Genomic DNA, 965 nt, shown 5'->3' on the forward strand with positions numbered 1-965 from the left:
GGCAACGGCCATTGCCCTTCATGAGCGAGGGCTGACCGAAGGCTCTACAGAAGCAACCACAGGGTGCGCCGTAGCGGTTCCAGTACTGGCGCTTCCGGTGTCGCTAGTTAGTTTTACGGCGGGAGGGGTGGCTTTCTAACAAGAGGACGAGGATGCCAGCGAGTAGCTCATCGGCTTCGGCGAGGTGCTTTGCGCGAGCGTACTCGGCCAAGCTTTCTACGAGTGTCAGCGCAGATGCGCGCTGGTCGTCTGTGTTGAAAGGCTTGTGTAAGCTTTCGCTGTTCATCTGATACCTCTCGTAAGGACAACCCGCACCGACAGATGATTGTTGCCTTACCAGAACCTCATGCGCGCAAATGTGAACACAATCTTAATTAGGTTTAGCAGCGTAAGAGCAACGATTACGTCTCAAAATGGTTGTCAGCGCGCTTATTTAAGGTGCTGCAGATGATCGATGGCGTTGCCTCTCCGGGAGAGGACGATCTTGAGCGAATGGTAGCTGCGTCCCTTGCCGGAGCGTTGGAGGGGATGCTCAAGCGTACCGAAGCAGGCGATCGTCGAGCCCTTGTGCAGACCTTGCGATCGCAGATGACGAAGGCTTTGGCCGAGGCTCCGTTAAAGGGAGACATCACCAGAGCTGTAGCGTTGCGAGCTCGGATGGCTGCATTGTTCAATGCTGAATTCGATCGCATGGAAGCCGCGCAGGACTGAAGGGTAGGGGCGCTGGCTGGCTAGGTGCCTCCACGGAGCGGCCGGGCAGAGGCGTTCCCCGCCATAATCTGCCGGCCTCCTACCCCGCAGCTCGGCGCCATCTGCACAACGGTTAGGGTGAGCTCTACCCAGGTTCTCACCCCCACGAAGTCGCCAGCGTCCGCTGCCTCGTGCATGCGGTAGAGGCAGTGATCTGACCTTCCTCCGTAGAAGCGGTCCGCCGGTAAAGTGAGTCCGGCAGATCTGTGGAGGGT

Annotated in this window: 1 protein-coding gene; it reads left to right on the forward strand. The window is 58.3% G+C overall.

Annotation, left to right across the window (positions count from 1 at the left end; all coding sequences use genetic code 11):
• Positions 1-447: 447 nt before the first annotated feature.
• Positions 448-711, forward strand: a complete 264-nt coding sequence (locus D9599_RS30705) for a hypothetical protein (protein ID WP_198385129.1) — start codon at positions 448-450, stop codon at positions 709-711.
• Positions 712-965 lie beyond the last annotated feature (254 nt).

Source organism: Roseomonas sp. KE2513, assembly GCF_016107305.1.
Taxonomy (GTDB): Bacteria; Pseudomonadota; Alphaproteobacteria; order Acetobacterales; family Acetobacteraceae; genus Roseomonas.